The sequence below is a fragment of the Pseudomonas abietaniphila genome, assembly GCF_039697315.1.
GTDB lineage: Bacteria > Pseudomonadota > Gammaproteobacteria > Pseudomonadales > Pseudomonadaceae > Aquipseudomonas > Aquipseudomonas abietaniphila_B.
In genome coordinates this window covers 497218-520365 of record NZ_CP155619.1, presented here as the reverse complement: position 1 = coordinate 520365, position 23148 = coordinate 497218, and the positions used below count along the sequence as shown (strand labels likewise).

The following is a 23148-nucleotide window of genomic DNA, read 5'->3' as shown; positions in this document are numbered from 1 at the left end:
ATATGAGCTTGAATCCGAGAGACGTCGTGATTGTCGACTTCGGTCGCACCCCGATGGGCCGCTCCAAGGGTGGCATGCACCGCAATACCCGCGCTGAAGACATGTCGGCGCACTTGATCAGCAAACTGCTGGAGCGCAACAGCAAGGTCGACCCGGCGGAAGTCGAGGACGTGATCTGGGGCTGCGTCAACCAGACCCTGGAGCAGGGCTGGAACATTGCGCGCATGGCGTCGCTGATGACCCAGATCCCGCACACCTCCGCTGCCCAGACGGTCAGCCGCCTGTGTGGTTCGTCCATGAGTGCGCTGCACACTGCGGCCCAGGCGATCATGAGCAACAACGGTGACGTCTTCGTCATCGGTGGTGTCGAACACATGGGCCACGTCGGCATGATGCACGGCGTCGATCCCAACCCGCACATGTCGCTTTATGCGGCGAAAGCCTCGGGCATGATGGGGCTGACGGCAGAAATGCTCGGCAAGATGCACGGCATCACCCGTGAAGCGCAGGACGCGTTCGGCGTGCGTTCGCACCGTCTGGCGCACCAGGCGACCGTTGAAGGCAACTTCAAGGACGAAATCATCCCGATGCAAGGGTATGACGAGAACGGCTTCCTGAAGATGTATGACTTCGACGAGACCATCCGTCCCGAAACCACCCTGGAAAGTCTGGCGGCCCTCAAACCTGCCTTCAATCCAAAAGGTGGTACCGTGACTGCGGGCACGTCCTCGCAGATCACTGACGGCGCCTCGTGCATGATCGTCATGTCCGGTCAGCGTGCGATGGATCTGGGCATTCAGCCGATGGCGGTGATCCGCTCCATGGCAGTCGCCGGTGTCGATCCTGCGATCATGGGTTACGGACCGGTGCCAGCAACCCAGAAAGCCCTCAAGCGTGCGGGTCTGAGCATCGCTGATATTGACTACTTCGAGCTCAACGAAGCGTTCGCTGCACAGGCGTTGCCTGTACTGAAAGATCTGAAAGTGCTCGACAAGATGGACCAGAAGGTTAACCTGCACGGCGGCGCTATCGCTTTGGGTCACCCGTTCGGTTGCTCGGGAGCGCGTATTTCCGGCACCTTGCTCAATGTCATGAAGCAGAAGGGCGGCACTCTGGGTGTTGCCACCATGTGTATTGGCCTGGGCCAAGGCATCTCTACCGTGTTCGAACGCGTTTAACCGGTCTGAGTGTGCGAGCCGGGGCCAGGTGCCCCGGCTTTTGTTTTTTTCGAGAAATGTTTTTTGAAAGTTTTTTTCGCGTCAATCCGTGAGGTCCGCACCATGCAGTTACAGCCAGGTCTCTATCGCCACTATAAAGGCCCCGAGTACCGTGTTTTCGGTGTCGCCAAGCATTCCGAGACGGAAGAGGAAGTGGTGTTCTATCAGGCGCTGTACGGCGAATTCGGCTTGTGGGTACGCCCTTTGAGCATGTTTCTGGAATCGGTCGAGGTTGACGGGGAGCACGTGCCGCGCTTTGCTTTGGTCCAGGCCGAACCTGACCTTTTTTCAAGGTCGCAAGGCGAGCCCTTGCAGTAGCCTCTGCTTGACCTCACCTTGTAGCCACTATATATAGCGGGGCCTCGACGGCTCCAACGTCTTTTTTCTCGCATTAGGAATTTTCCGATCCATGGGCAAATCGCTGGTCATTGTGGAATCCCCGGCTAAGGCCAAGACCATCAACAAGTACCTGGGCAGCCAGTACGTGGTGAAGTCGAGTATCGGCCATATCCGAGACCTGCCCACCAGCGGTTCGGCGAGCGCCGCCAAAGAGCCTGCTGCCAAGCGCGGCAAGACCGCGTCTGAAGCGCCTGCGCTGTCGCCCAAGGAAAAGGCCAAGCGCCAGCTCGTGGCACGCATGGGCGTCGATCCGGAACATGGCTGGAAAGCCAAGTACGAAATCCTTCCCGGCAAGGAGAAGGTGATCGACGAGTTGCGCCGGTTGGCGAAGGATGCCGACACCATCTATCTCGCGACGGACTTGGACCGCGAAGGGGAAGCCATTGCCTGGCACCTGCGCGAAGCCATCGGTGGTGACGACGATCGTTACAAGCGCGTGGTGTTCAACGAGATCACCAAGAAAGCCATCCAGGAAGCCTTCTCCAAGCCGGGCGAACTGGACATCGACCGCGTCAATGCCCAGCAGGCGCGTCGATTCCTCGACCGCGTCGTGGGTTACATGGTTTCGCCGCTGCTGTGGCAAAAGATCGCCCGGGGCCTGTCGGCAGGTCGCGTACAGTCCGTTGCCGTGAAGCTGGTGGTGGAGCGCGAGCGTGAAATCCGCGCCTTCATCCCGGAAGAATATTGGGAGATTCATGCCGATCTGGGCACCGCCAAGGGCGCCAACGTGCGTTTCGAAGTGGCGCGCGAGAACGGCGAAGCCTTCAAGCCGCTGAACGAAGCCCAGGCCATGGCGGCGCTGGAGAAGCTCAAGGCTTCGGCTTACAGCATCGCCAAGCGTGAGGACAAACCGACCAGCAGCAAACCGTCGGCACCGTTCATCACTTCCACGCTGCAGCAGGCCGCGAGCAACCGCCTGGGCTACGGCGTGAAGAAAACCATGATGATGGCTCAGCGTCTGTACGAAGCGGGTTACATCACCTACATGCGTACCGACTCGACGAACCTGTCGGCCGACGCCGTGGCTATGGCGCGCACTTACATCGAAAACGAGTTCGGCAAAAAGTACCTGCCTGAGTCGCCAAACGTTTACAGCAGCAAGGAAGGCGCCCAGGAGGCTCACGAAGCGATTCGTCCTTCCGACGTCAATACCCATCCGAGCAAGCTGACCGGCATGGAGCGTGACGCTGAGCGCCTGTATGAGCTGATCTGGCGTCAGTTCGTGGCCTGTCAGATGCCACCGGCGCAATACCTGTCGACCACTGTCAGTGTGGCCGCAGGTGAATTCGAGCTGCGTGCCAAGGGTCGTATCCTCAAATTCGACGGTTACACCCGTGTGTTGCCCCAGATGAGCAAGCCAGGCGACGACGACGTACTGCCGGACATGGCCCAGGGCGACACCCTGAAGCTGATCAAACTCGACCCGAGCCAGCACTTCACCAAGCCGCCAGCGCGTTACTCCGAAGCGAGCCTGGTCAAGGAGATGGAAAAGCGCGGTATTGGTCGCCCGTCGACTTACGCGGCGATTATCTCGACCATTCAGGATCGCGGCTATGTCGCGCTTCACAACCGTCGTTTCTATTCGGAAAAGATGGGTGACATCGTCACGGAACGTCTGTCTGAGAGCTTCTCTAACCTGATGGACTACGGCTTCACCGCCGGCATGGAAGAAAACCTCGACGACGTGGCACAAGGCGAGCGTGACTGGAAAAACGTGCTCGACGAATTCTACGGCGACTTCAAGAAAAAACTGGAAGTGGCCGAGGCGGCTGACAGCGGCATGCGGGCCAACCAGCCGGTCATGACGGACATCCCGTGCAAGGTGTGCGGTCGTCCGATGCAGATCCGTACCGCATCGACCGGCGTGTTCCTCGGGTGCTCGGGCTACAGCCTGCCGCCGAAAGAGCGCTGCAAGGCCACCGTCAACCTGACGCCGGGCGATGAAATTGCCGAAGACGACGAGGGTGAGTCGGAATCCCGCGTGCTGCGCGGCAAGCACCGTTGCCCGGTGTGCAGCACGGCCATGGACGCTTACCTGCTGGATGAGAAGCACAAGCTGCACATCTGCGGTAATAACCCGGATTGCACCGGCTATGAGATCGAAGAAGGCACCTACCGCATCAAGGGCTATGAAGGCCCGAGCGTTGAATGCGACAAGTGTGGTGGCGAGATGCAACTCAAGACGGGCCGTTTCGGCAAGTTCTTCGGCTGCACCAACTGCAAGAACACCCGCAAGCTGCTGAAGAGCGGCGAGGCGGCGCCGCCAAAAATGGACCCGGTCAAAATGCCGGAGCTCAAGTGCGAAAAGGTCGACGACACCTACATCCTGCGTGACGGCGCTTCGGGTCTGTTCCTGGCGGCCAGCCAGTTCCCGAAAAATCGCGAGACCCGTGCACCACTGGTGCTGGAAATCGTGCCGCACAAGGACGAGATCGATCCGAAGTACCATTTCCTGTGCGAAGCGCCGAAGAAAGACCCCGACGGCCGTCCGGCAGTGATCCGTTACAGCCGCAAGTCCAAGGAGCAATATGTGCAGACCGAAGTGGACGGCAAGCCGACAGGCTGGCGCGCGTTCTATGACGGCGGCACGTGGAAGGTCGAAGACAAGCGTTGATCGCGCGAGCCTGATTCGAATCAGACTGGCGAGCCTCTGCGCTTTGCGTTAAAAGATCCCTCGGCGTGCAACGTGCGCCGAGGGATTTTTTTGACCCTGGCTTGCTCGTTCAAATTTCATTGATGTGGAGGCCATCGTCATGGCTCACGAACTCTATACCCGCACCAATCAGAAAATTTTCTTCGCAGGACTTGCGCTGGAATCTATGGCCAAGGCCAAAGAAAGCCGTGCCATGAACGCGCAGGGGCTGGAGCAGGCCGAGCGCGAATCGGCGGTGTTTCATCTGTACGGCGCATTGTTGGGGCTGTGCCACGAAATCGCGGGCTTCTATCGTCTGCCGCAGGCCAATTCCCCGCGCGCCGAGGACCTGCTGACGCCGCAGGTGCTGGAAGCCATCGCCATTCCTGAGATGGCTGAACTGGTCGAGCTGGCACAGCAGCGCGAAACCTGGCTGGCGCAGTTGCTGGCGTCCTACAACGGGCTGTTTCAGCCGCCTCGCGCCCCCAAAAAACCGAAAGGTGATGTTACCCAGCCGTTGATCATCGCAGTTGGCGGCGACGAAGCAGAAGAGCCTGTGCTGACCCGTGAGGAGATGGAAAGCTGGCGTCAGCAGCTCAAAGGACTCGCCATTCGCTTTCGTGAAGGCTTGAGTGAGTGCTGAGACAGAATGATCGATGGGCTAGGGCATGAGTCATCAGGCTGTTACAATGCCCGCCTTTCGTGGAGAACTGTCCTGATGCCAACCTCTTTTCTGGAAATTGTTGAACTGCCTGACGGCCGCATCGAACTGCGCCGCGCCGAGGATGAAGGGTCGCTCGTGACCTTGAATTTTTCCGAGGACGCCAAGGCATTTCTGCAGGGTCAACACGTCGAAGTCGCCAAGGCGATGCTCAGCGTTGGCGTGCAGATGGCAGGTCGCCTGGCTGAAGGCGAGTTGAGCAAGGAAGAAGAGGGGCCTCGGGTCCTGCATTGATTTTGCGTCGCTCCTGTTCAGGATCGGCATCGTCGCATGTGTATCTGTCGGCTTCTTTGCCCTAAAGAAGCCCGGGATATCCCCTTACCTGTCACACGCGTCCGTTGAGGCACTTCAGCCCAAGCGAATGTTCAGGCTCTGTGCGCTCCCGCTTCGTGCCGCGCTGATCAGTTGCTGGCGTGCAGGACCGGAGATTGGGTTGATCCAGCTCACTACGGTGTGGCTGCGGCCCAGGCGCAAGGCCTCGCGAGTCAGTTCCAGCGCGCTTTGCGTGCCGCGGGGCTGCATCATGATAATGCGTTCCCGGTTAAGCCCCGCGTCGCGCAGCCAGGCTTGAGTCACGCTGGCGGGAGGCGCGATCAGAGTGAGCCAGCGATCGTTTGTGTCCTGGCTCAGGTCGCGCAAGATGGGCGCGAGCAGGTTCAGGCAGTTTCCGGCAGCGCCGCGCAATGACAATTCACTGAAAACTTCTGGTTCGTTGCTCCAGGGCGATTCGACGATGTCGTCCAATACCGGCACCTGAAGCAACGGAACGTCGAGCATGGGCAGGCTGGGCGCCATGAATGCTTCGAACAGCGGCAGTTGTGCATGTTGTTGCGGTGTCTGTGGGAACTGCATAAACGTTCTCCTTATCGGCGAATGACGCCAACGCTCAGCCCTTCAATGACCAGATCCTGATCTTTCAGGTTGACTTCAATGGGCGCGAAGTCAGGGTTCTCGGCGATCAGCCAGACCTTGCTGCCTTCACGCTTGAAGCGTTTGACGGTAACTTCATCACCGATCCGCGCCACGACGATCTGGCCGTTACGGGCCTCGCGGGTGGTATGCACCGCCAGCAGGTCGCCATCAAGGATGCCGACGTCTTTCATGCTCATGCCGTGTACGCGCAGCAGATAATCAGCGCTGGGATGGAAGAACGCGGGATTGATCGCCAGCGATTCTTCAATGTGTTGCTGCGCCAGGATCGGAGCGCCCGCTGCCACACGGCCGATGATCGGCAGGCCGCTGTCTTCGGTCTTGGGTTCGAAGCCTGGAATGCGGATGCCTCGCGAGGCGCCCGGTGTCATTTCGATTGCGCCCTTGCGTGCCAGCGCCTTGAGGTGTTCTTCAGCGGCGTTCGGTGATTTGAACCCCAGTTCCTGAGCGATTTCCGCGCGGGTGGGCGGATAGCCGTTGTCTTCAAGACAGCGTTTGATGAAGTCCAGAATCTCGGCTTGGCGTGACGTCAGTTTGATCATGTGCATCGCTCTGGCTTTTTATACAGTGACTGGGATTATATACAGTGCTCGCGTCTTGGCAATCCTCCTTTTTAGTGGTCGGGCCGGACGGTTGTTGCCAAGAGGTTTCAAGTCGGCAGGAGAGAGTGGCTCAACGCCCCGGTTTGTATGGTTAAATGGCGTGACTGATCAGGCAGAAAGCGAACAGCCAGGGTTGACAGGGCGTCGGCTGAAACGTATGTTTCAAACAAGTGTTTGTCAGGCGATTAACCATGGCTCAGTCGGAAACAGTTGAACGAATTCTCGATGCTGCGGAGCAGCTGTTCGCGGAAAAGGGTTTTGCAGAAACGTCGTTGCGGCTGATCACCAGCAAGGCTTCGGTGAATCTTGCAGCGGTCAACTACCATTTCGGGTCGAAGAAGGCGCTGATTCAGGCCGTGTTCTCGCGGTTTCTCGGGCCTTTCTGCGTCAGTCTCGATAAAGAGCTGGAGCGTCGCCAGGCCAGGCCCGAGCACAAGCCGACACTTGAAGAATTGCTTGAGATGCTCGTCGAGCAGGCGTTGGTCGTGCAGCCTCGAAGCGGCAATGATTTGTCTATTTTCATGCGGCTGCTGGGGCTGGCATTCAGTCAGAGTCAGGGCCACTTGCGGCGTTATCTGGAAGACATGTACGGCAAGGTTTTCCGCCGCTACATGCTGCTGGTCAACGAAGCCGCACCGCGTATTCCCCCGATCGAACTGTTCTGGCGCGTGCATTTCATGCTGGGTGCCGCCGCGTTCAGCATGTCCGGTATCAAGGCCCTACGCGCCATCGCGGAAACCGATTTCGGTGTGAACACCTCCATCGAGCAGGTCATGCGGCTGATGGTGCCGTTCCTTGCCGCTGGTATGCGTGCCGAAACCGGTGTCACTGACGCTGCAATGATCAGCGCTCAGCTCAAGCCACGCAGCAAAAGCACCGCACCCGCGCCTGCAAAAGTCTGATCACGCGCTTCCTGCCGTGTCGAAGGTGCGAGCATTTGCATCGCACCCCTCGATCCCTCACCATGCCGCACTGAGCAACGGTTGTTGAAGGATCTTCATATGAGTTCTGGCCTGCAAGGCTCCCTGATGGTGGATATCGCCGGTACCTGGCTGACATCCGAAGACCGTCAGTTTCTGCGTCAGCCCGAAGTGGGCGGCCTTATTATCTTCGCGCGAAACATCGAGAGCCCGCGGCAAGTCCGCGAGCTGAGCGCGTCCATCCGTGCCATCCGTCCTGACCTGCTGCTCGCGGTGGATCAGGAGGGCGGTCGCGTTCAGCGCCTGCGTCAGGGGTTCGTGCGGTTGCCCGCGATGCGTGCGATTGCGGACAACCCGAATGCCGAGTTTCTGGCCGAGCAATGTGGCTGGTTGATGGCGACCGAGGTGCTGGCGGTCGGCCTGGACCTGAGCTTTGCGCCGGTGCTGGACCTGGACTATCAACGCAGCGCCGTGGTGGGTAGCCGTTCATTCGAAGGCGATCCCGAGCGTGCGGCGCTGTTGGCAGGCGCTTTCATTCGCGGCATGAACGAGGCGGGCATGGCGGCCACCGGCAAGCATTTTCCGGGTCACGGCTGGGCCGAGGCGGACTCTCATGTGGCGATCCCTAATGACGAACGCAGTCTGGACACCATTCGCGCCAACGACCTGGTGCCCTTCGCGCGGTTGAGCAACCAGCTGGCGGCCGTGATGCCGGCGCATGTCATCTACCCGCAAGTCGATTCACAACCTGCGGGCTTTTCGCGCCGTTGGCTGCAGGACATTCTGCGCGGGGAGCTGGGCTTCGACGGTGTGATTTTCAGTGACGACCTGTCCATGGCCGGTGCGCACGTCGTCGGTGATGCTGCCAGCCGCATTGAAGCGGCTTTGACGGCGGGCTGCGACATGGGACTGGTGTGCAACGATCGCTCCGCCGCTGAACTGGCCCTGAGCGCCGCACAGCGGATGAAGCTCAGCGTCCCTGCGCGTCTCGCTTGCATGCGTGGACGAGGCCTGGCCACCACCGAATACCGTCAGCACCCACGCTGGCTGGCGGCGCTGGGCGCGCTGCGCTCGGCTCAACTGATCGATTAAGGATTTGCCATGACTGTTTATGCGATTATCGGCGGCACCGGCCTGACGCAACTGGATGGTCTGACCATCCGTCAGTCACTGCCAATGAATACCCCCTATGGCGCTCCGTCGGGTGAGATTCAGGTGGGCGAGTATGCCGGACGTGAGGTGATGTTTCTTGCCCGCCACGGCCATCCGCACCGCTTTCCGCCGCACAAGGTTAACTACCGCGCCAATATCTGGGCCTTGAAGCAGGCTGGCGCTCAAGCCATTTTGGCGGTCAATGCCGTCGGCGGCATTCACCCTGACATGGGCACCGGCCATTTCTGTGTACCCCATGACCTGGTGGACTACACCAGCGGGCGTGAGCACACCTTTTTTGCGGAGGATCTGGAGCAGGTCACGCACATCGACTTCAGTTATCCCTACAGCGAGCCGTTGCGCGCGCGTCTGATTGCGGCGCTGGCGGCAGAAGGGTGCACGTTCAGCGATTTTGGCGTGTATGCGTGCACGCAAGGCCCGCGTCTGGAAACGGTGGCGGAGATCGTTCGTCTGGAGCGTGATGGCTGCGACATCGTCGGCATGACCGGCATGCCGGAGGCCGCCTTGGCCCGAGAGCTGGAACTGGACTACGCCTGTCTGGCGCTTGTGGTGAACCCGGCCGCGGGTAAATCTTCGGCCGTGATCACCATGGCTGAAATCGAGCAGGCGCTGCACGACGGCATCGGCAAGGTCAAGGCGACGTTAGCGCGGGTGCTCAGCGCTGCCTGATCGGGATGCAACGACAGGCACCGGCAATCGGTGCCTGTTCATCTTATGGCGTTCAACGTGAGCGCAATTGCAACAAGCCCTGTTCGGTGACTGCGACGCCATACGTGTCATAACTGGCCAACGTCGGATGGGTGGTTTCGAAGGCGTGCTGATGCGCGGCCGTGATGACCATCAGCTTGGCGCCGGCGGCTTCGGCGGCGGCAATGCCGGCCGGTGCATCTTCGAACACCAGGCATTCCTCGGCCTTGACCCCCAACTTTTTCGCGGCGAGCAAAAAGCAGTCTGGCGCAGGTTTGCCCTGATGAACGTCCTCAGCGGCGACCATGATGCGCGGAAGGGGCAAGCCTGCGGCGAGAATCCTGCGCTCGGCCAGTAACCGCGGTGCTGAGGTCACCACCGCCCAGCGTTCAACGGGTAACGCGGCCAAAAAACCTGCCGCTCCTTCGATGGCGATCACGCCCTCGACGTCATCGATTTCAGCCTGTGCCAGCCGCTCCGCCTCACGCTCTGGATCAACGCCAGGCAGGTTCAAGCGGCGCAAGGTGTCCACGCATCGCACGCCGTGAATCGTCGATAACAACGCCGCGACATCCAGCCCTTTGCTCTGCGCCCACCGCGTCCAGACGCGTTCGGCGGCGGCAATCGAGTTGGTCAGTGTTCCGTCCATGTCGAACAGAAACGCGGCGAATGAATGCTGTTCCAGCATGCGTTTTCTCCTTTGTCGATCAGCGTGACCGCGATGCTAGCACGCGCATCGATACGCGAAGACCGGAGAACATTCGGGGCGCGGTCGGCTGGACGGTCATGCGCTCTACCTCGCGAGTGTCCTGCTGGTCGACGATCGACAGGACGCGGAGCGCAATGACCTGGATGAGTTGGTCGCAGCGTTGCACATTGACCCGCAATTGCAGGTCTATCTTGACCAGCAAGCCAAGGGAACCGCTGCCTGAGCATTCACTTTAGATTCTGCGCCAGTGACCCGGCACCCACAGCCATTGGTTACCGCCCCAGCGATAGTGTCCGCCCACCCATTGCGCGCCGGGCGCGGGCATGACCGGAACCACTTCCACAGGCGGCGGTGGCCGGCGTGGATGAGGGCGTTCGATAACGCAGCCTGACAACGAGATCGTCACGGCGGTGACGATCAATACAGCCTTGGTGATTCGCAGCATAAGTGATCCTTGTTGGGTCCTGCCTCGGCCAGATTGCCAGGGCGTACAAGGGTTTAACGCAGCTGGGAGCGGAATCCGCCGCCGTGTTTCAGTCGTTCATCACTTTTTGGGCGGCGTTGTGGCGGCGCGAGGCAATTGCTTCGGCCAGCGTCTCTCGTTCATCCGCAGGCAGGCTGGCGGCGAAATCCGCCAGCGTCTCATCGACGCGTGTACGCAAGTTAATGTCGGCGGTGCGCGCACGCTCCAGGTCGGCGTCCAGCGCTTCGCGATTCAGCGTCGGGGCCTGCAGGCGATGAATGACGTCCAGATGTGCCTGGCGACTGGCAACGATCAGGGGCTGATTTTTCAGCCGGGTCTCTCGCAGCATCCGCCGCAGTTGATGCTGCTGGGCATCGGGCAGTTTTGCGAGCGCCTGGCGCAATCCATGCTGCACCACTGTTCCTGTCGGACGCTGATGGCTGGACCATTGATAGAGCCCGCCGACCACGCCCCCGATGAGGAAAATATTGATCAGCAGCGAAACCACCAACAGTGTTTTCAAGCGCTTTGACGATCGAATCATTGTTCGCTCTCCTCGGCATCAAGGCTCAGCATCAGGTCGGCATCGCCATGGTCGAAGATGCTTGGAAGCACCTCAGGCGTACCCGCAAGTGGCAGGCTGAGGGAGGCCACCAGCATGCCGGCAGCGATGCCTGCCAGGCCTACGCCGAAGAAGCCGATACGCGGCAGCCAGTTTGAATAGCGCGCCCGGAAAGAGGGCCGCTCGACCGCAAATGCCGAGGCAACGATCGTTTGAATCAGCAGGACATCCGGTTGCGCCGCTTGATGGGCGTCCAGTCGCTGATCGAGCCAGGCCGCCTGGTCCAGTGCGACAAGCACGCGTGTATCCCCACTCGCGATCAGTGTGCGCGCGTCCTCGCGTTCGGCTTCGGGCCAGTGTTTGAGGTCGGCGCCGTAGGCATCGGCCAGATGGGCAAAACGTTCGGGCGTCATCGCTTTCCTCTCCCTGGTGTGACCGTACCGGCTGATTCGGCACGGTCTGATTCGGCTAAATAGCGGCGCAGGTTGCGCCTCGCTCGCGAGAGCAGGCTTTCCAGTGCCTCGACACTGACGTCCATGAGCGCCGCCGCCTCGATGTTCGACAAATCCTGGTAGTACTGCAGCACGATCGCCTCACGCTGACGTTCCGGCAGTGCAGCCAGTGCCGCCGACAACTGTGCGCTTTGCGCCTGATGCTGCAACTGCTCTTCCGGAGACGGCGAGCTGTCGATCGCGTCGATCAGCGGTTCGTCTTCCAGGGCGATGGCATTCAGCGGCCGCTCTCGGCGACTGCGCAAACGGTCGTAACACAGGTTCAGCGCTACGCGGTGCAGCCACGTATCGAATCGGGCCTGGCCACTGCGCCAACTGGCCGCGTTTTTCCAGACCCGCAGAAAGCTTTCCTGAGCGATGTCACGTGCTTCTTCGGCGTCGCCCAGCAGTCTGCCGGCCAGCGCGAGCAAGCGCGGTAACTTGCGCGACACCATTTCTTTAACGGCCTCCGGCTCGTTGTTGCCGACGCGGGCCAACAACTCAATGTCCGGGTCAGTGTCTTTCAATGGGGCGTGTCTCGGTCCGGTCACTGGGCAGCCAGATCCGATTGACGGACTGGCGGGGAGGTGGGCTGAAATATCCTGTATTACAGACCACAACCCCGCCATTGGTTCAGCGGACCCAGCGACCTTCTATCCAGTACCAGTTAGGGCCTCGTGCCTCCCAGTGTCCGGGTTCCCAGCGGGCATTGCGCCGCACTGGCTGCCAGTGCCCCGGAACCCAGGCATACCCCCGGCCTTCCCAGCGCCAGTGTCCACGGTCCCAGGCGTAACCGGGACGGGCTCCGGGGATGGGTTCCATGCGCACGGGCGGAGGTGCTTGCTGAATGATGACCTCGGGCCTTGCATAGACAGGTGTGCTGGCCAACGCGGCGAAGGCCAACGGGATGATCAGGGCATAGCGTAATTTCGCCAGAGATTGTGGGACTCTCATGACAACTCCTTCATGCCTGCACGCGAAAGTGTGTGCAGCTGAGGGTTTAACGCCGTGTTGGTGGATATCCGTCGCTCAAAAAACGAAATTTTTTGCGCCTGGCGCAGGACGGGAGTCAGGCCGCGCCGACCTGCTCCTGGGTCATGCCTCACCGCAGCCGTTCAAGCATCTGGTAGTACCACATACCCGCCGCCAGCATCGGGTTGCCGAGGACATCGCCCATCGGCACGCGAATGTGCTTGCACGCGGCAAACGTATCAAATTGCTCCAGGTGACCGGTGATCGCACGGCTCATGATCTCCCCCATGATATGGGTGGTCGCGATGCCGTGACCCGAATAGCCCTGGCAATACCAGACATTGTCCGAAAGCTTGCCCAACTGAGGGATGCGGTTGATCACGATGCCCATCGCGCAGCTCCACTGATAATCGATTGCGACGCCTTTGAGGGCAGGGAACGTGCGTTCGATGCAAGGGCGCAGCTCCGCAGCGATGTCCCGCGAATCCTTGCCGCTGTAGTTGGCGCCACCCCCGAACAACAGTCGTCCGTCGGCGGTCATCCGGTAATAATCGAGCACGAAACGGCAGTCATACACCGCGAGGTTTTCCGGGTTGAGCTCGGACGCGAGAGCGCCGAGAGGGGCGGTGGTGACGATGCCACCCATGGCCGGAAAGATCTTGCCCTTGAGTTTGCCTGGCTCCAGGCGGTGGTAAACGTCGCCTGCAAGCATCACGTGTTTGGCATCGATGCGCCCATGGGCCGTGATCACGGCAGGACGGTCGCCATGAACGATCTGCAGGACTTCGCTGTTCTCGAAGATCAACGCGCCCATTCCTTCAGCTGCACGGGCTTCTCCGATGCACAGGTTGAGGGGGTGCAAGTGCATGTTTCGCGTGTTTTTGATCGCGCCGTGGTACAGATCGGTTTGCAGGATGTCCCGCAACTGGCTGCGGTCTAGCAGAGTGACTTCGTCGCCCATGCCGCGACGCACCGCTTCGTCGTAGTCGTTCTTGAGGCCGCTCATGTGGCCGGGTTTGTAGGCTGCATGGAGATGACCGTGTCGCAGGTCGCATGGGATGGCGTATTTCTCCACGCGACGGCGAATGATCTCGTGCCCGCGCCAGCGCAATTGCCAGATGAAGTCGTCCACGTCGTCGCCCAGGGTTTTGCGCATTTGCTTACGCATGGCCTCGTCGCCCGAGAGGCTACCGGTCACTTGTCCTCCGTTGCGTCCTGTTGCGCCCCAGCCAATCTTGTGGCTTTCGACAATGGCGACCTTCAGGCCTTGCTCCGCCAGTTCGACCGCCGTGGCGACGCCGGTGAATCCCCCGCCGATGATCACCACGTCGACCTGGTGCCGGCCTTGCAATGTCGGGTAGTCCGTTTCCTGATTCAGGGTGGCGGTGTAGTAGGAATTGCTGCGTGCTGTCATGTCCGATACTCGTCAGAAGTGGGGGGCGATGGTCAGGCTTGCGTCAGGTACCAACGCCAGTCCTGCTCTCCCACTTCGGCCATGAACTGCCGGTATTCCGCACGTTTGACGGCCAGGTAAACACCCAGAAATTCGGTTCCCAGCGCATCGCGTGCCCACGCCGAATTTTCCAGCGCGGTCAGCGAGGTCAACCAGTCAGTGGGCAGCAGGCGCGTGGCTTGCGCGTAACCGTTGCCCTCGACGGGCGCGCCCGGGTCGATGTTGTGCGTGATACCACGGTGGATACCTGCAAGGATCGCGGCCGCCGCCAGATACGGATTGGCATCGGCGCCGCAGATACGGTGTTCGATATGGCGGGTGTGGGCCGGGCCGCCAGGTACCCGCAGGCTGACGGTGCGGTTATCCACGCCCCATGTCGGCGCGAGCGGCGCGTAGCTGTTGGCCTGAAAGCGACGATAGGAGTTGGCGTTTGGACAGAACAGCAGCAATGAGTCGAGCAGAGATTCGAGCATGCCCCCGACGGCATTGCGCAGCAGAGGCGTACCCGCCGGATCTTGCGAGGCGAACAGGTTGACGCCCTCTGCGTCGGCGATACTGACGTGCATGTGCATGCCGCTGCCTGCGAGGTCGTCGAACGGCTTGGCCATGAAGGTGGCCTGCATGCCATGCGTGTGCGCGACGGCCTTGACCAGACGTTTGTAGCGCACGGCCTGATCCATGGCTTCAAGTGCGTCGCCGTGTTCTAAGGTGATTTCCACTTGCCCTGGCGCATATTCGGAGATCGCCGTGCGCGCCGGAATGCCGTGCAGTTTGCAGGCGGCATAGAGGTCGGCCAGGAAGGGTTCGATCTGTTCAAGTTCGCGTAGCCCGTAGACCTGCGTCTGACGAGGGCGGGCACCGTCGGCGTCCAGCGCAGGTTGCGGACGGCCATTGACATCGCGTTTGGCATCCAGCAGATAAAACTCCAGCTCGCAGGCCATGACCGGGTAGTAACCGTCGGCGTTCAGGCGTTCGATGACGCTGATCAGCAGGTGACGAGGATCGGCGATGGTCGCTGGCAGGCCCTCGGTCGGGTGCATGCTGACTTGCACCGCAGCCGTGGGAATCCGCCGCCACGGCAGTCGCACCAGACTGCCCTCCAGCGGGTAGGCGCGACAATCGATGTCGCCCACGTCCCAGACCAGGCCGGAGTTCTCGACATCGTCGCCTTGCAGCGTCAGGCCCAGGATCGTACTCGGCAACGGCCGTCCATTTTCATAAACAGCGATCAGCTCATCGCGGTGCAACAGCTTGCCGCGCGGCACGCCATTGGCATCGAGGATGAACAGTTCAAACATTTCGACATCGAGGTGCTGCGCCAGAAAGCGCTGAGCGTCTTCAACGGGTGCAAATTTCATCGGTCTCTCGCTTGCGCCACAAAGGCGCGCAGAATCAGGCCACGCGACCATGACCGGGCTTGCAGGCTCGGGGTCGTGTTGGCAGGCGTACTGAAGGGGAATAGCAGGCGGACTTGGCGCGAATATGCAGACGCGCTCAAGCGAGAGACGAGGTATCCGGCGGACGGGCTGAGTGCCGTACTTTGGAGCGGCGCAAGGCCATGGGCAGGGTGGTGATTCGCATGACCTGGCGGGGTCCGGTTCAATGAATGTTAGACAGCAGCATGGCTGCGACGCAGGAAGTTAATAGACCTGTTAACTGCAACTTGCAAGCGCCATAGCTGTTCTTTGACAGGGAAGACGCAAGCTGATGCCTGTGTAAGGAGCGCGTTGCAGGTCTCTAATCCGGGCCTCCCACAAAGCGGCGGGCATAATCTTCACGCTCGAAGGCTTGAACAAGATAATCGAAAAAAACGCGGTTTTTTCGCGGGTACCAGCCTCCGGCTTGGGTAGTACAGAGAGACATGCCCGGCGTCGGCGTACCACCCCGGTAACAGCCTGACCAGGGCGCCGCTTTCAATCCATGGCTGCGCGTCCATCACCACCAGCAAGGCTACACCCAGACCCAGCAGCGCCGCCTGGCGCAAGGCGGCCGGGTCGTTCACCACCATGTCGGGATTGATGTTTGCCTGGGCTTCTGTGCCCGCGGCATTTCGAAATACCCACTGGCGGATGCGCCCCGTGCTGGAGCCGCGCATGGTGATGCCTTGAAGGGTGCCCAGTGCTTCTGGTGTCTGGGGCAGGGCGCGTCCCGCCATGTAATCCGCAGACGCGACAGCAATGACGTGCGCGGGGGCGAGCGCTCGGGCAATGACCCCTTGTGAAAGCTCCAAGCCGCCGATGGCCGCGTCATACCCTTTGGCAATCGAAGGGTTGAATCTGATCAGATTCGGTTGAGCGAGCCAGTGATCTGAAAGCGGCCGGCTAGCCTCGTCCGCTCAAAAAAGTCAACGCCATATCGTTCAAAAAGTTGTCCACGGAAAGCGTGAGTATCTCTGTGGATAACTGGCTGCAAGCCATTAAATGCAAGGGCTGACCCGTAATGGTCGTTTAATGATCAGTTTCGTCAATGGCACTGATGCAGTGCGCCAATTGTCAGAAATCTGGTCAGTGGAACGCGTGATTGAATGAAGTGTCGATCACGCTTTTGGTGTCAAATGCCTTGGGCAGTGCCCCCGTTTGCACGAGGAAATTGGCGGTTGTTCTGATAGTCCGTGGCAGCGCTTGCATCCACGGGGCAAGCACTCATGTCAGCCTGCCCGATCCAGTGCCGCCATACCGGCAATCCCGCTTTTTCCAGCGCGCGCGGGGTCAGTTACTGGCTCCACGCACCCGGCCAATAGGCCACTTCAAGGGGCAAAACGAACCTCGCCGATACGTCTGTGCAGACAAACCGGCGAGGACGGATCAAATGTCGGGATTGTACTCAGCCAATCAGGATTCGGCCCACTCAACATCCGTGAGCCCAAGTTGCTCGGCTTTGGGTTTGCTGACTTTCGGCACTTTGTCCGAACGGTATTTCGGTATCTGCCCGAATCCTGCGTCCACGGATGCCCAATGCCAGGCGGATGCGTTATCCATGGCTTCGGCACTGATGTAGAAGCTTTTGTACTTGCCATGCAGCAGATAATCGATTCTGAAGTGCTTGTACTGTGCCACTCTTGCAAACCTCCGTATCAGTCGCTCACAGTTCAGTGAGTCGCTGCTGCCCGGAAAATTCACTCGAAATAATTCTTTTGGGGCCAAACGGTTACGTTGGGTACAGATGAGGGCGGGTGAAAGTCAGGATGGGCGCGAATGGATGGGGCGCGTTCTTGCGGGTGCCAGCATGCGCTCGGGCGTGGCTGGCGGGTGCCGCAGTAGAGAGGTAAGCGGACATTCGCCACGCACATGGCATGGCGAATGTCGTTCAGTTTACTTGCTGACGAACTTGAACACTGTGGTCTGGGTGTAGGCCTTGCCCGGATCGAGGCGCGTTGACGGAAATCCCTTCTGATTGGGGGAGTCAGGGTAGTGCTGGGTTTCCAGAGTGAAGGCTCCCCAATGCGGGTAGATCTTGCCGCCTTTGCCTTTCACGGTGCCGTCCAGGAAGTTGCCGGTATAGAGTTGTACGCCAGGCTCGCTGGTGAACAGCTGCAGGTGCCGCCCGGATTTCGGATCGACCACTTCAGCCGCCAGCGCCGACACCTTGCCCTTGGTGTCCAGCACCCAGTTATGGTCATACCCGCCCTGAGTCGGCTCGGCGAACTTCAGTTGTTCGTTATCTTCACGGATTCGCTTGCCGAATGCCGTGGGCTTGAGGAAGTCCAGCGGCGTGCCCGCCACGGGCGGCAGTTCGCCGGTAGGAATCAGTTTCACGTTGACGGGCGTGTAGTGCGATGCCTTGACCATCGCCACCTGGTCGAGGATGTCGCCATTGCCGGCACCCGCCAGGTTGAAGTAGCTGTGGTTGGTCAGGTTCAGCACCGTCGGCTTGTCGGTGGTGGCGTGGTACTGAATGCGCAGCTCGTTCTTTTCGTTGAGGCTGTAGGTGACTTCGGTTTTCAGCGTGCCGGGGAAGCCCATTTCTCCGTCGGCCGACACGTAGGTCAGTTTGACGCCGACCCAGCCCTTGTCCTTGATCTGTTCAGCCTTCCAGATCTGCTTGTCGAAGCCTTTGGGGCCGCCATGCAGTGCGTTGGTCTTGTCGTTCTGCGGGACCTGGTAGGTCGTGCCGTCGAGGCTGAATTTGCCATCCGCCAAACGGTTGCCGAAGCGGCCGATGGTCGCGCCGAAGTAGGAAGTGCCTTTGAGGTAGCCGTCCAGGTCATCAAAACCCAGTACCACGTCCTCGGTCTTGCCGTGTTTGTCCGGCACCAGCAGCGACTGCAGCGTGCCACCGTAGGTGATGACCGTGGCTTGCATGCCCAGGCTGTTGCGCAGGGTGTACTTCTCGACGGTGGTGCCGTCCGGCATCTTGCCGAATGCGCCGTGTTTTGCGGTAAGCCCGGCGGCATTCGCCTGAAGGGCCGCTGCGAGCAGTGAGAGTCCAATAGCAGGGATAAGCGTCTTCCTCATTACGTCCTTCCTTTTGTTGTTTTAGGAACAGCTACAGGCTGCAAGCCGCTGGCGACAAGAAGAATCACCTTGCTGCGAAGGCTTGCATCCGGGAATTCGTAATACTATTCGGTTGTATCCACTCGAATTAATCGATTTATAGATCAAAACCACTCGATTTAAAAATAAATTGTAATACTATTGGGGCGTGTTCAGTGTGCTGAGATCCGTCGAACAGGTTTAGCCGAGCTTTTTCGGGTTGTACAGCCGTTTGACACTCAATCGTATGATGATTAGCCTCGATTCGCGGAAAACGCCGCGAGGAGGGGTGGTCGAATGAGCAACAGTTTTCACGCATCGACTGTAGACCGCCTTGGCGCCTGGATTGCTCAAGGCAACGTGGGGGCAGGGCAGTCGTTGAAGGTCGAGGCGGCATTGGGTGAAGAGTTCGGGGTCAGTCGTACGGTGATCCGCGAAGCGATCAAGACCCTGGTTGCCAAGGGCATGCTGGAAGTGGGCCCGAAGGTGGGAACACGGGTTTTGCCGGTGCGCAGCTGGAACCTGTTCGACCCGCAGGTGGTCGGTTGGTTAGCGGCCAAAGGCTTGCCTAAAAGCTTTGTGATGGACTTGCTGGACCTGCGCCGCGCCATTGAACCCATGGCGGTGCGCTGGGCATGCGAACGTGCGACACCGCAGCAGATTGCCGAGATTCAGACCGCGTACCGGGTGCTGGAGACCAGCGTCAAGGACAAGGGTGACTACAACCATGCCGACCAGCGTTTTCACGAAGCGGTGCTGGCGGCCAGTCATAACCAGTTCATCGAGCAGATGCTGCCGGCGCTCGGTGCGCTGTTGGCAATTTCGTTCGAGGTGTCCTCGGCGGTGCCGGGTGAGTTGGGCAGAACGTTGCCGTTGCACAAGGACCTGGCCGACGCCATCGCAACACGTGATTCGGCCCGGGGTGTCTGGGCCTGCATGAGTTTGATTGAAAACGCCTGCGAGGTGATCTCGCGATCGCTGGCGCATCAAGCGTTCGACAGTCAGTAGACAAGAGGGGCCATCGGCCTCGGACAAGAATAAAAAACAGGACATTCGCTATGAAGTGGCAGCCGGTCAGTGACCAGCGATTCAAATTGGCCGAAGGGCCGTTCTGGGATGATCTTCAACAGTCGCTGTACTGGGTCGATATCGCCGGATTCCGCGCGCTGCGCCTGCATCAAGGGCAGGTGCGCCACTGGCAATTCAACGAGCCGGTGTCTGCTTTCATTCCCACTGTTCAAGGCGACGCGCTGGTCACACTGGCCAGCGGTGTCTACCGGCTCGACCTTGACTCTCCCGCCGATCATCCCGCGTATTCCCTGCTGTGCGTCGCCGATCCGATCTCCGGCAACCGCGCAAACGAAGCCCGCTGTGATCGTCAGGGCCGGCTGTGGCTGGGCAGCATGCAAAACAACCTGGACGCCGAAGGCGGCGACCTCCCGTTGGAGCGGCGTTCCGGCGGGATTTATCGGGTCGATGCCGATGCTCGTGTCACGCCGTTGCTCAATGGTCAAGGCATCGTTAACACCTTGCTCTGGGTCGACGACGACCGCGCGTTGCTCAGCGCCGACAGCCTCGACGGGGTGATCTATCGCTACCCGATCCAGGCCGATGGCGCGCTGGGCGAGCGCACGCTCTGGGCGCCGCAACACGAACGCGGCGTGCCCGACGGCTCCGCCATGGATGCTCAAGGCTATGTATGGAACGCCCGATGGGGCGGGCACTGCCTTATTCGATTTGCGCCGGATGGCCGTGTCGACCGGATCGTGGAGGTGCCGCTAAGTCATCCCACCAGTTGTGTGTTCGGCGGACCGGACATGACCACGCTGTTTGTCACCAGCGCCAGACCCGCCAGCGATGCGCTCGAGCTGGATGGCTGTGTGATCAGCGCCGAAACGGGCATCGAAGGAAAGGTTTCACACCGTTTTGCCGGTTGAATGCCGGACTGCTCAAGGGGTGTGACACTCGGTTACATAGACGTCATTGATAATATGATATGACTGTTTTCAGTCGATCGACGCCCGGTCCGGTAACGGTTCGGTCGTCACGACACTCACTGCTGAACGCTGTAGCTAGTCAATAAAAATAAGGAGTTAGCTATGTTGAGTCGCCACGGGATTCGTTCCCTGTGCTGTGCCGCTGTTGCCACCGCCATTCTGGGCATGAGCGGCGGTGTATCCGCTGCCGACAAGGTCAAAATCGGATTTCTGGTCAAGCAGGCTGAAGAACCCTGGTTCCAGACCGAATGGGCCTTCGCTGAGAAGGCGGGCAAGGATCACGGTTTCGAAGTGATCAAGATTGCCGTACCGGACGGCGAGAAAACCCTGTCTGCCATCGACAGCCTGGCCGCCAATGGCGTTAAGGGCTTTGTCATCTGCCCGCCTGATGTTTCCCTCGGCCCATCGATCGTTGCCAAAGCCAAGGCAAACGACATGAAGGTCATGGCAGTGGACGATCGCTTCGTCGACGCCAAAGGCAAGTTCATGGAAGACGTGCCGTACCTGGGCATGGCGGCGTTCGAAGTCGGCCAGAAGCAGGGCGCGGCGATGGCCACCGAAGCACAGAATCGCAAATGGGACTGGAAAGAAACCTACGCGATCATCAACACCTATGAAGAACTGGACACCGGCAAGAAGCGCACGGACGGTTCGGTCGATGCGCTGAAAAAGGCCGGCCTGCCAGCCGACCATATCCTCTTCACCCCGCAGAAAACCCTCGACGTACCCGGCAGCATGGACGCCACCAACGCGGCCTTGCCTAAACTGCCAAGCGGCGCGAAAAACCTCATCGTTGGCGGCATGAACGACAACACCGTACTCGGTGGCGTGCGCGCAACCGCCGGCGCAGGGTTCGCCCCGGCCAACGTGATCGGTATCGGCATCAACGGCACCGACGCCATCGACGAACTGAAGAAGAAGGAAAGCGGCTTCTTCGGCTCGATGCTGCCTAGCCCGGACAAAGAGGGCTACAACACCGCCCTGCAAATGTACGAGTGGGTCACCACCGGCAAAGAACCTGCGAAATACACCGCGATGGACGACGTGACGCTGATCACCCGCGCCAACTTCAAGGACGTGCTGACCAAAATCGGTCTGTACAAGTAAACGCGGCAGTCGAGTCGGGACGCCTGAAAGTCAGGCGGATATCTGCAAGACCTCGCTCCGCGCCTTGAGGGGCGGAGCGAGGTGGAGGTGGTTCATGCAACAGGCATCGGTTCAACAACAAACGCAGCACGGCGGCAGCCTGCGCTTCAACGGGATCGGCAAGACATTTCCCGGCGTGAAGGCCCTGTCGGACATCAATTTCGAAGCTCGGCCAGGCAGCGTGCATGCGCTGATGGGCGAGAACGGCGCGGGCAAATCGACGCTGCTGAAGATCCTCGGCGGCTCGTATCAACCCAACAGCGGCGACCTGCAGATCGGCGATCAGCATCTGGCTTTCAAATCAACAGCCGACAGCATTGCCGCTGGCGTGGCCGTGATTCACCAGGAACTGCATCTCGTGCCGGAAATGTCGGTGGCGGAGAACCTGCTGCTCGGCCATATGCCCAACCGCTGGGGCATGGTCAATCGCCGGGCGATGATTCGTCGCGCGCGGGAGCTGCTAAAAGGCCTGGCAGACGAAATCGATCCGGGCACCCGTCTGGGCGATCTGTCTCTGGGACAGCGCCAGCTGGTGGAAATTGCCAAGGCGATGTCGCGCAACGCCCACGTCATCGCGTTCGATGAGCCCACGAGCAGCCTGTCTGCGCGGGAAATCGACCGATTGATGGCGATCATCGTCAAGCTGCGCGACGAAGGCCGAGTCATTCTCTACGTGTCCCATCGCATGGAAGAAATTTTCCGCGTCTGCGATGCCGTGACCGTGTTCAAGGATGGCCGCTTCGTGCGCACCTTTGAGGACATGGCCGAACTGGATCACGACCGGCTGGTGACCTGTATGGTCGGCCGCGACATTCAGGACATCTACAACTACCGTCCACGTCAGCATCACGGGCCGAGCCTGCGGGTGACTGGCCTGCTGGGTCCGGGTCTTCAGGAACCTGCGAGTTTTGCGGTGCAGAAGGGCGAGGTGCTGGGCTTTTTCGGGTTGGTCGGCGCGGGTCGTACCGAACTGTTCCGCATGCTGTCGGGCCTCACCCGCAGTCAGGCCGGCACGTTGCAGCTGGAGGGTCAGCCGCTGAACCTGCGCTCGCCGCGCGACGCCATCGACGCCGGAATTCTGCTGTGCCCCGAGGACCGCAAGAAGGAAGGCATCGTGCCGCTGTCCAGCGTCGCCGAGAACATCAACATCGGCGCGCGGCCACGGCACGTGCACCTGGGTTGCCTGATTCAGGGCAAGTGGGAGCGGGAAAACGCCAAGGGTCAGATCCGCTCGATGAACGTCAAGACGCCTTCGCCGGACCAGCAGATGCTGTTCCTTTCAGGGGGCAATCAGCAGAAGGCCATTCTCGGTCGCTGGCTCTCGATGCCGATGAAGGTCCTGCTGTTGGACGAGCCGACTCGCGGCATCGATATCGGCGCCAAATCCGAGATCTACCAGATCATCCACAACCTGGCCGCCGATGGCATCGCGGTCATCGTGGTTTCGAGCGATCTGATGGAAGTCATGGGTATTTCCGACCGCATTCTGGTCATGAGCGAAGGCGCCATCACCGGCGAGCTTTCTCGCGACGAGGCCAATGAACAACGGTTGTTGCAATTGGCACTGCCGCGCACACGCGGCTGAACACTCTGGTCACGACA

25 protein-coding genes and 2 pseudogenes are annotated in these 23148 nt (G+C 60.1%); 13 read left to right on the top strand and 14 right to left on the bottom strand.

Annotation, left to right across the window (positions count from 1 at the left end; translation table 11 throughout):
- Window positions 1-2 precede the first annotated feature (2 nt).
- The 5 genes from fadA (at window position 3) to ABDX87_RS02245 (ending at window position 5203) form a co-directional block, all read left to right on the top strand.
- Window positions 3-1178, top strand: coding sequence for an acetyl-CoA C-acyltransferase FadA (fadA, locus tag ABDX87_RS02265; RefSeq protein ID WP_346831384.1), 1176 nt, complete (start codon window positions 3-5; stop codon window positions 1176-1178).
- Window positions 1179-1280: 102 nt separating this feature from the next.
- On the top strand, window positions 1281-1535 hold the full coding sequence (locus ABDX87_RS02260) for a DUF1653 domain-containing protein (RefSeq protein WP_346831383.1): 255 nt from the start codon (window positions 1281-1283) through the stop codon (window positions 1533-1535).
- Window positions 1536-1626: 91 nt separating this feature from the next.
- Window positions 1627-4230 carry a type I DNA topoisomerase gene (gene topA, locus ABDX87_RS02255; protein ID WP_346831382.1) on the top strand — a complete coding sequence of 868 codons (2604 nt, stop codon included), beginning with the start codon at window positions 1627-1629 and terminating at the stop codon, window positions 4228-4230.
- Between the two features lie 139 nt (window positions 4231-4369).
- Window positions 4370-4891, top strand: a complete 522-nt coding sequence (locus ABDX87_RS02250; RefSeq protein WP_346831381.1) for a DUF6586 family protein — start codon at window positions 4370-4372, stop codon at window positions 4889-4891.
- A gap of 75 nt (window positions 4892-4966) precedes the next feature.
- On the top strand, window positions 4967-5203 hold the full coding sequence (locus ABDX87_RS02245) for a hypothetical protein (RefSeq protein ID WP_062382289.1): 237 nt from the start codon (window positions 4967-4969) through the stop codon (window positions 5201-5203).
- A 114-nt stretch (window positions 5204-5317) separates the two neighbouring features.
- On the opposite strand, the gene sulA is transcribed toward ABDX87_RS02245, so the two are convergent.
- Together sulA and lexA are read right to left on the bottom strand one after the other, a co-directional pair.
- Entirely contained in the window at window positions 5318-5821 is a 504-nt protein-coding gene (gene sulA / locus ABDX87_RS02240; protein ID WP_346831380.1) for an SOS-induced cell division inhibitor SulA, read from the bottom strand.
- An 11-nt stretch (window positions 5822-5832) separates the two neighbouring features.
- Entirely contained in the window at window positions 5833-6441 is a 609-nt protein-coding gene (lexA, locus tag ABDX87_RS02235; protein ID WP_346831379.1) for a transcriptional repressor LexA, read from the bottom strand.
- A gap of 251 nt (window positions 6442-6692) precedes the next feature.
- Between lexA and ABDX87_RS02230 the strand changes: the two genes are divergently transcribed.
- From ABDX87_RS02230 to ABDX87_RS02220, 3 genes are all read left to right on the top strand, one after another.
- Complete coding sequence (locus tag ABDX87_RS02230) at window positions 6693-7403, top strand: TetR/AcrR family transcriptional regulator (protein ID WP_346831378.1); 711 nt, start codon at window positions 6693-6695, stop codon at window positions 7401-7403.
- Between the two features lie 111 nt (window positions 7404-7514).
- Window positions 7515-8513 carry a beta-N-acetylhexosaminidase gene (gene nagZ, locus ABDX87_RS02225; RefSeq protein WP_346833679.1) on the top strand — a complete coding sequence of 333 codons (999 nt, stop codon included), beginning with the start codon at window positions 7515-7517 and terminating at the stop codon, window positions 8511-8513.
- Between the two features lie 9 nt (window positions 8514-8522).
- Window positions 8523-9263: an S-methyl-5'-thioinosine phosphorylase gene (locus tag ABDX87_RS02220; RefSeq protein WP_346831377.1), complete on the top strand. Its 741-nt coding sequence runs from the start codon at window positions 8523-8525 to the stop codon at window positions 9261-9263.
- Window positions 9264-9315: 52 nt separating this feature from the next.
- On the opposite strand, the gene ABDX87_RS02215 is transcribed toward ABDX87_RS02220, so the two are convergent.
- On the bottom strand, window positions 9316-9969 hold the full coding sequence (locus tag ABDX87_RS02215) for an HAD-IA family hydrolase (protein WP_346831376.1): 654 nt from the start codon (window positions 9967-9969) through the stop codon (window positions 9316-9318).
- Window positions 9970-10072: 103 nt separating this feature from the next.
- Here ABDX87_RS02215 and ABDX87_RS02210 point away from each other — a divergent pair.
- A pseudogene (locus tag ABDX87_RS02210) lies at window positions 10073-10213 on the top strand (DUF533 domain-containing protein); the annotation flags it as partial.
- Between the two features lie 9 nt (window positions 10214-10222).
- Here the strand turns inward: ABDX87_RS02210 and ABDX87_RS02205 are convergent.
- From ABDX87_RS02205 to ABDX87_RS02155, 11 genes and pseudogenes are all read right to left on the bottom strand, one after another.
- The gene (locus ABDX87_RS02205) at window positions 10223-10435 is read right to left on the bottom strand and encodes a hypothetical protein (RefSeq protein WP_346831375.1); all 213 of its coding nucleotides are present in this window, start codon (window positions 10433-10435) and stop codon (window positions 10223-10225) included.
- An 88-nt stretch (window positions 10436-10523) separates the two neighbouring features.
- Window positions 10524-10997: a periplasmic heavy metal sensor gene (locus ABDX87_RS02200; protein WP_346831374.1), complete on the bottom strand. Its 474-nt coding sequence runs from the start codon at window positions 10995-10997 to the stop codon at window positions 10524-10526.
- The gene (locus ABDX87_RS02195; protein ID WP_346831373.1) at window positions 10994-11428 is read right to left on the bottom strand and encodes a hypothetical protein; all 435 of its coding nucleotides are present in this window, start codon (window positions 11426-11428) and stop codon (window positions 10994-10996) included. The genes ABDX87_RS02200 and ABDX87_RS02195 overlap by 4 nt, the downstream gene beginning before the upstream one ends.
- Window positions 11425-12033, bottom strand: a complete 609-nt coding sequence (locus tag ABDX87_RS02190) for an RNA polymerase sigma factor (RefSeq protein WP_346831372.1) — start codon at window positions 12031-12033, stop codon at window positions 11425-11427. The genes ABDX87_RS02195 and ABDX87_RS02190 overlap by 4 nt, the downstream gene beginning before the upstream one ends.
- A gap of 106 nt (window positions 12034-12139) precedes the next feature.
- Window positions 12140-12460, bottom strand: a complete 321-nt coding sequence (locus ABDX87_RS02185; RefSeq protein ID WP_346831371.1) for a YXWGXW repeat-containing protein — start codon at window positions 12458-12460, stop codon at window positions 12140-12142.
- 148 nt (window positions 12461-12608) lie between these two features.
- A complete protein-coding gene (locus ABDX87_RS02180; protein ID WP_346831370.1) occupies window positions 12609-13892 on the bottom strand; it encodes an NAD(P)/FAD-dependent oxidoreductase in 1284 nt (427 codons plus the stop codon).
- A 32-nt stretch (window positions 13893-13924) separates the two neighbouring features.
- Window positions 13925-15289, bottom strand: a complete 1365-nt coding sequence (locus tag ABDX87_RS02175) for a glutamine synthetase family protein (protein WP_346831369.1) — start codon at window positions 15287-15289, stop codon at window positions 13925-13927.
- 416 nt (window positions 15290-15705) lie between these two features.
- The gene (locus tag ABDX87_RS02170) at window positions 15706-16161 is read right to left on the bottom strand and encodes a LysR substrate-binding domain-containing protein (RefSeq protein ID WP_346831368.1); all 456 of its coding nucleotides are present in this window, start codon (window positions 16159-16161) and stop codon (window positions 15706-15708) included.
- A gap of 274 nt (window positions 16162-16435) precedes the next feature.
- Window positions 16436-16610 (bottom strand): annotated as a pseudogene (locus tag ABDX87_RS02165) (ABC transporter substrate-binding protein); the annotation flags it as partial.
- A gap of 152 nt (window positions 16611-16762) precedes the next feature.
- Entirely contained in the window at window positions 16763-16987 is a 225-nt protein-coding gene (locus ABDX87_RS02160) for a DUF6555 family protein (RefSeq protein WP_062382299.1), read from the bottom strand.
- A gap of 255 nt (window positions 16988-17242) precedes the next feature.
- Window positions 17243-18385, bottom strand: a complete 1143-nt coding sequence (locus ABDX87_RS02155) for an aldose epimerase family protein (protein WP_346831367.1) — start codon at window positions 18383-18385, stop codon at window positions 17243-17245.
- 315 nt (window positions 18386-18700) lie between these two features.
- Here ABDX87_RS02155 and ABDX87_RS02150 point away from each other — a divergent pair, with 315 nt between their 5' ends.
- The 4 genes from ABDX87_RS02150 (at window position 18701) to araG (ending at window position 23131) form a co-directional block, all read left to right on the top strand.
- Entirely contained in the window at window positions 18701-19411 is a 711-nt protein-coding gene (locus ABDX87_RS02150) for a FadR/GntR family transcriptional regulator (RefSeq protein WP_346831366.1), read from the top strand.
- 50 nt (window positions 19412-19461) lie between these two features.
- Window positions 19462-20340 carry an SMP-30/gluconolactonase/LRE family protein gene (locus ABDX87_RS02145; protein WP_346831365.1) on the top strand — a complete coding sequence of 293 codons (879 nt, stop codon included), beginning with the start codon at window positions 19462-19464 and terminating at the stop codon, window positions 20338-20340.
- A gap of 162 nt (window positions 20341-20502) precedes the next feature.
- A complete protein-coding gene (locus ABDX87_RS02140) occupies window positions 20503-21507 on the top strand; it encodes a substrate-binding domain-containing protein (RefSeq protein ID WP_346831364.1) in 1005 nt (334 codons plus the stop codon).
- Window positions 21508-21601: 94 nt separating this feature from the next.
- The gene (araG, locus tag ABDX87_RS02135; RefSeq protein WP_346831363.1) at window positions 21602-23131 is read left to right on the top strand and encodes an L-arabinose ABC transporter ATP-binding protein AraG; all 1530 of its coding nucleotides are present in this window, start codon (window positions 21602-21604) and stop codon (window positions 23129-23131) included.
- Window positions 23132-23148: the final 17 nt, after the last annotated feature.